Annotated in this window: 5 protein-coding genes; all 5 read right to left on the bottom strand. The window is 69.3% G+C overall.

Annotated elements, in window-relative coordinates:
* Nucleotides 1–889: ECF transporter S component (locus M9952_15820; protein ID MCO5314390.1), on the bottom strand; the 889-nt coding region annotated here is incomplete at its 3' end.
* On the bottom strand, nt 886–2,592 hold the full coding sequence (locus tag M9952_15815) for an ATP-binding cassette domain-containing protein (GenBank protein ID MCO5314389.1): 1,707 nt from the start codon (nt 2,590–2,592) through the stop codon (nt 886–888). The genes M9952_15820 and M9952_15815, both read right to left, overlap by 4 nt.
* The gene (locus M9952_15810) at nt 2,589–3,794 is read right to left on the bottom strand and encodes a hypothetical protein (GenBank protein MCO5314388.1); all 1,206 of its coding nucleotides are present in this window, start codon (nt 3,792–3,794) and stop codon (nt 2,589–2,591) included. Before M9952_15810 ends, M9952_15815 begins: the two co-directional genes overlap by 4 nt.
* Before the next feature lie 49 nt (nt 3,795–3,843).
* Nucleotides 3,844–4,971 (bottom strand): hypothetical protein, encoded by a 1,128-nt coding sequence (locus M9952_15805; protein MCO5314387.1) that lies wholly within the window; start codon nt 4,969–4,971, stop codon nt 3,844–3,846.
* Complete coding sequence (locus M9952_15800) at nt 4,968–6,554, bottom strand: hypothetical protein (GenBank protein ID MCO5314386.1); 1,587 nt, start codon at nt 6,552–6,554, stop codon at nt 4,968–4,970. The genes M9952_15805 and M9952_15800 overlap by 4 nt, the downstream gene beginning before the upstream one ends.
* Nucleotides 6,555–6,587: the final 33 nt, after the last annotated feature.

The raw sequence follows: 6,587 nt of genomic DNA, 5'->3' as shown, positions 1-6,587 counted from the left end.
TGGGGGCGCGTCGGCGGGAAACATCCCACCGGCTGACGCGCCCAGAACTCGCGTCGGGCGAGGAAACGAACTCGACTGGGGCGCCGAAGGCGGCCTTGCGGGCCGCTCGACGAAGGGTCAACAGCACCGGCGGACCGACGACGCTGATGGCGATGATGTTGGTGATCGCCCTGCCGGTGTCCCAACCGAAGGTCGACGTCGCCAGCGAATACAGCACGAAGCGGTGCAGGTTCGACAACACCGCGTCGCCGGGGACGAACGACAACTCGGTGTCCGCGCCGATCGCGTACGGCCAGAACCACATGTTCAACAAGAACCCGAACACGTAGGCCGCCACCGCTCCGTAGGCGCACAGCATGGCGATCTCCGAGCGTCCGCGAACCCGTCGTGGCAACAGCCCGGCGCCGAGGCCGACCCACGCCGAACCCAACATCTGGAACGGGAGCCACGGGCCGATGCCGCCCGTGATGATCGCCGAGGCGAACAACGTGGTGCTGCCGAGGACGAAGCCGAAACCCGGGCCATAGACCCGCCCGGCGAGAATCAGCAGGAAGAAGACGGTCTCGATGCCGGCGAGTCCAGCACCCATGGGCCGAAGCGCTGCGCCCATGGCGGACAACACGCCGAGCATCGCGAGCGACTTGGTGTCGATGCCACCGGTGTGCAACTCGGTGAGCACGACGGCGAGCAGCACGGGAAGGATGCCGATGAACACGAACGGCGCGTCGGTGTTGTGGCCGGCCTCCGCTGGTGCCTGCAACAGCAACGGCCACAGGAACATGGACAGTCCGGCCAGAGAAGCGACGGCGAGGACGACCGCCGAGCGCACCCGGAGCCGCGACCCCGCAAGGCCCGAAGCGGCCCGCGTCGAAAGCGCCGGGGCGGTCATGGCGCCGCCCCGGGGATCGGTCCGGTGGGAGCCGGCGACTCGGGCGGCCCGTTCGCCGCGAGCGCCCCACGAACCTCCCCGACCGTCAGCCAGCGCTGAGGTGCGAGGACCTTGGCCACCTGTGGAGCGAATGCCGGCGAGGACACGATGACGTCCACGGTCGGTCCGTCGGCCACGATTTCACCCTGAGCCATGACGACGACCCGGTCTGCGCTCGCCGCGACGAATTCGACGTCGTGAGTCGACACCATGACCGCATGGCCGGCCTCGGCGAGTTCGCGAAGGATCCGCGTCAGGTTCTCCTTGGCGTTGTAGTCGAGGCCCCGGGTCGGCTCGTCCAGCAACACGGTTCGCGGTGAGGCGGTGAGCTGAATGGCCAAGACGAGCGCAAGTCGCTGCCCCTCGGACAGGTCGCGGGGGTGGCTGCTGCGATCGATGCCGGGCACCAGGCGCGCCAGGAGGTCGTCGCACGTTCCCGTCTCACGTTCGGCGTCGAGGTCGGCCTGTGCGCATTCCTGAGCGACGGTGTCGAGATACAACAGGTCGGCGGCGTTTTGTGGGACGAGCCCCACGAGTGCGCGGGCCTCGGCGGGGGAGAGTCGGTCGGTGTCGACCTCCGTACCGTCATCGCGGCGCACCCCGACGGTGCCTCGGGTCCGGTGGCCGCTGCCTTGCAGCGCCCACATCAGCGTCGACTTACCGGATCCGTTGCGCCCCATCAGCGCGACGATCTCACCGTCGAAGAGCGACAGGTCGACCTGGTTCACCGCGGTGGTCCGTCCGAAGACGACCGTGAGCCCGGACATGGTCACCGCGGTCGCATCGCTGGGCGGTCGACTTGCGATCGGAGCCACCTCCGCCGTCGTCGGTCGACGTTCTGGGGGAGCCGTGGCGCCCAGGCGATCGCGCAGCGGAGCGGCCGCTCGGCGCGCGTCGCGCACCGACAGCGGAAGCGGCGACCATCCGGCCAACCGGCCGAGGTGCACGATCGGGGGTGCAATCGTGGAGATCTCGAGGACCTCCGCTGGCGTGCCGGCGACGACCCGGCCGTCGCCGGAGAGATACAGCGCGCTGTCCGCATAGTGGATGACCCGCTCGAGACGGTGTTCCGCCATGACGACCGTGACCCCGAGGTCATGAACCAGGCGGGTCACGGTGGCCAGGACATCCTCGGCCGCCGTCGGATCGAGGGCCGATGTGGGTTCATCCAACACGATGACGCTCGGATGGTTGGTGAGCACCGAGCCGATCGCGACCCGCTGTTGCTGGCCCCCCGACAGCGTGCGCAGCGCACGGTGGCGCAGATCCGCGATTCCGAGCAGGTCGAGTGTCTCCTCGACCCGCTTACGCATCACGTCAGGACCGATGGCGAGCTGTTCCATCCCGTAGGCGAGCTCGTCTTCGACGATGTCGGTGACGAACCCCGCGAGCGGATCCTGTCCGACGACGCCGACGACCTCTGCCAGCTCGCGAGGCGGGTGGGTTCGGGTGCCTTTTCCGTTCACGGTCACCGTTCCCGACAAGAGTCCGCCGGTGAAGTGGGGCACCAGGCCGTTGATCGCTCCGAGCAGGGTCGACTTGCCGGCTCCCGTGGAGCCGATCACGACGCACAGCTCCCCCTCGGCGATCGTCAGTGAGACGTCGCGAAGTGTCGGTCCGTCGGTGTCGGGATAGGTGACCGAGACGTGGTCGAAGCGGATCATCGCGAGACCTTCGGGCGTAGCAGGGCGGCGAGTTGATCGGGGGTCGAGACCCCGGCGTGGGTGCCAAGGTCGGCGTCGTCGTCGAGGTCGAATCCGGTCGACCGGCTCGCCCAGGCGGGGGGTGGAGCGATGACGGCGGCGAGTGCACCGCACAGAATGGCGATCGTCGGTATCGGAGGCAGGCTCGGCCACACGAGTGGTTGCAGGGACGGATTGAGCTGGTTCGGATCGATCGACGAGGTGACGACGATGACGACGGCGACGCCGGTGCCGACTGCGGCGACCCCCCACTCCGGGAGGGCCCACGGGTCGGGCCGATAGCGGGTTCGCTGGACCTGCGATCCGCTGGCCCGGATCCCGGCGGCACACGCGGCCACACCGCCGATGAGCATGGGGGCGGTGAGTGGGCCGAATGCGGTGGTGTCGAGCAGGCCGTAGGTTCCGGCACACAGCCCCGCGAGGCCGACCAACATGAGTGCTCCGGTCACCCGGCGCGACCCGCGGCTGGCCCCGGCGGTGCGGCCGTAGCCGCGCGAATCCATGGCGGCGGCGAGGGCGAGAGAGCGGTCGAGGGCATCGGTCATGACCGGGATGGCGACCTGGCGCACCCAGTGGGTTCGCCGCCCCACCTCGCCGCGAAGTCGCCGCGCGCGGGCGACGCGGCGGCCGCTTTCGACGAGTTGTGGTGCAACGCTGAGCGCAACGGTGATCGCCGAGCCGACCTCGTAGAGCGCGCTCGGCACCGACTTGAGCAGGCGTTTCGGATTGGCGAGGACGTTCGCGGCCCCGATGCAGATCAGCATCGTGGCGAGCCGGAGCCCGTCGTAGAGTGCGGCCAGCATGCCTTCGAGGGAGACCGGGCCTCCGATGCGAATCCCGGCGGCAGCCTCCGGTAACGGGATCTCGGGAAGGGTGAACAGGATGTGCGTTCCGTGTTGGCCGTCGAGGAACATCCGAAAGACCAAGCGGATCCCGATGATGACGAGGCCGAACGCGAAATAGGCCCCGAATCCCTTGGCCCACGGCGCATCGCTGCGTCGTTCGGACACCACGAGCGCGACGACCGCGAGGGTGAGGCCGATGAGGAGTGGGTTGGTCGTGCGGGTCGTGGCCGTTGCCATTGCGAGCGCCCAGATCCACCAGGCGCCGGGGTGCAGATCGCGACGGAGCCGTACCGGAGTGCGAAACGCAGGACGAAACACGGTGCGGAATGCAGTGCGACTTGCGGCGGGGGGTGAAACCGGTGGAGGGCTAGTGCGCTCTGCCACGCTTCCTCAACACGAGCGCGACCAGCCCCATCGCCGCAATGAGCGATCCGCCGACGGCGACGCCGACCGGCGAACCACGATCGGTGCCTGCCGACAACTCGATCGGTGCGCCGGCGGCGCGGTCGTCGTTGTCGTCGCTGCCGGTCGAGTCCGGTGGTGATGTGGAGTCGGTCGGATCGGTGGAGCCGTTCGAATCCTCGGCGGGAACGGTCGTCTCGGCCGCTACCTGAGCCTCGACCTCGGCGACAGGGTTCGGCTCGGCCAATGCTGGGGTCTGGGCGCCCGGACCGGAATCGGATCCGGGCGGTGCCGGCGGCGTGGTCGCCCCGCGGGCGGTGCCAGCGGAATTTGCCGAGGGCGCTGCATTTGGAGCCGTGTTTGCCGCCGCGGGTGAGTTGATTGAGCCGTTGGATCCGTTGGATCCGTTGGGAACGGCCGTGACCGGTGCCTTCGCGGTGGTGTTCGGGGCGGTGGTCGCGTTTGCAGAGCTGTCGGTCCCGACCGGCGCCTTCGGAGCGGAGGGCTTCGGATCGCAATCGCTGGCTGCCAGTGCCGGGGCGGTTGCGCCGGCGAGTGCTGGCGGTGCCAGGCCCGGCGGCGGAACGTTCGAACTCGTCTGACCGCGGGAGAAGGACCATCCTTCCACCGACCCTTGCGGTGGAACCCGGGTTCCGGCGCCCCAGTTGCTGTAGCACCACGCGCCACCGCGAGGGGCCAGCCAATAGGACCAGTAGGCCGAGGCAGGCGAGGTGTCGATGCACGGGTCGTCCGCTGGCTGCCCGGCAATTCTGCAGAGGAACCCGGGTTGGCGGATCGCGGTGCGGAACTCGACGCCGACCTTGTTGAGTGCATCGAACCCGGAACTCACCGCTCCGGGTGCGCAGCGCACGTGAACCCCACCACCGAGGTCACCGAAGTCGATGACGACCGTCACGCCTGCCGCCGTCGCGCACGCGCCATCGGTCCAAGCCTGTGCATGAACCGGTTCGGCCGCGGCGGCGTCGGCGAGGAGCGGCATCGTCAACGCGGCGATGAAGGCGGTGACCGCCGCGGTTACCATCGCGGTGACCGACGCGGTCCTCGACGCGGTCCTCGATGGGCGGCCGCTCACCGAGCGACCTTCGGGCGACGACTCAACACGGCGGTGCCCAGCAGGATCGTTCCGGCGGCGAGGCTGAGAAGCCCGGCGACGTTGGACCCCGTGGTGGCGAGTCGACTCGCGCCGCCTGCTCCGTCGGTGCCCGAGGAGGCACGGTTCGACCCGAAGGTTGAGCCGCTCGTCGCGGCCGGCGGTTCGTTGCGGGACACCTGTTGTCCCAGCACGCTGGTCGGCACCGATGAGGTCGTGGGAGTCGAGGTGGTCGAGGTGGTCGCCGCAGTTGTGGTTGTTGCTTCCGTGGTGCTCGACGAGGTCGAGGTGGTCGACGAGGCCGAGGTGCTCGTCGTGCTCGACGCGGTGGTGCTGGACGTGCTCGTCGTGCTCGACGCGGTGGTGCTCGACGAGGTCGTGGGAGCCGCGGTGCTCGAGGTGGGCGAGTCGACGATCGGCGTGACGTCGACGCGACCGTAGGGTGCGAGCCCGAGCGCCAGGACCGCCTGGGTGGTGGAGCGACGCCATTGGTCGCCGGATTGGGTCGTGATGCCGTCGGCCGTTCCGGCGGCAAATGCTGCGGGCGAGTAGGCAATCGCCCCGAGTTGGCTGACGAGTGCGGTGCCGGCAGCAGTCGCGGTCGTGACGGTGCAACATCCGGTGATCCATACGGCAGCCCGGTCGGCGGCCTGAAGATGGCCCGCCGCCCTCAGAAACTGGGCGATGATTCCGGTGCTGTTCGTGTTCGCGGCAGCGGCCGGTCCGGTGCCCCCGAAGGATCCATCGCCTTGTTGCTTGCCCAACAGCCACGCGGTGCCGCGGCTGAGCGAGGCGCTGACCTCGGGGGTGCGTTCGACGGCGAGCAGCGCGGAAAGCGCCAGACCCGACGCGTCGGTGTCGGCCTCGGCGTCGTTCGCGCAGGCGGCCGTGGTCGAGTAGTTCAGGCGAAACCCTCCGGCAGGGCATTGCTGCGCGATCAGGAACCGAACTGCGGAGTCGGGGGATCGGCCGGGGGTGGTCTCCAGCGCCAGGATCGCCAAGGCCTGACCGAATCCGTTCGCGGCGTTCCACGCGGGGTTCGGCACTCGATCCGACACGCGACCTCGCTGGATTCCCGACGTTGTGACCAGGCCGCGCAACTCCGCTTCGAAGTCGACGCCTTCGACGACCGACGAACGTCCACCGGCCGTGAGCGCCAACAGCATCTTGGCCGTCGGGCCAGCGAGGCGGACGTGGTCGTCGGGCATGATGTCGTCCCAGGTCGTGTAGACGACGGCGTTTTCGGTGAGTCGGTCGAGCGCTCGCTGCGCTGCAGCGTCGGTCGAACGACCGGCCGAGGCGAATGCGAGGATGACGTCGGCGGTGAGTCCCCAGTCGCTGCCCTCGCCGAACGATGCCGGCATCGAACCGTGGTGGTTGTCGAGCTGCGTGCCGAGCCAGTCGATCGCGGCGTGGGCCTCGGCGGAGGGGGCCGCCGGTGCTGCAGCGGCATCGGACAACAAGGGTGGGACGGTGACCGCCGCGGTCACGGCGACGACCGACGCCACGGCGCCGGCGACCGCAACACGTGAGCGTGCGAGTCTTCGTTGCGGACTGAAAAGCATGTTGGAACCTCCGGCCGATGGCCCGAAGGCTCG

Source organism: Microthrixaceae bacterium, from assembly GCA_023957975.1.
In the GTDB taxonomy this organism is placed as follows: Bacteria; Actinomycetota; Acidimicrobiia; order Acidimicrobiales; family Microtrichaceae; genus JAMLGM01.
The sequence above is the reverse complement of the archived record's forward strand: the minus strand, read 5'-3'. Positions and strand labels throughout refer to the sequence as shown.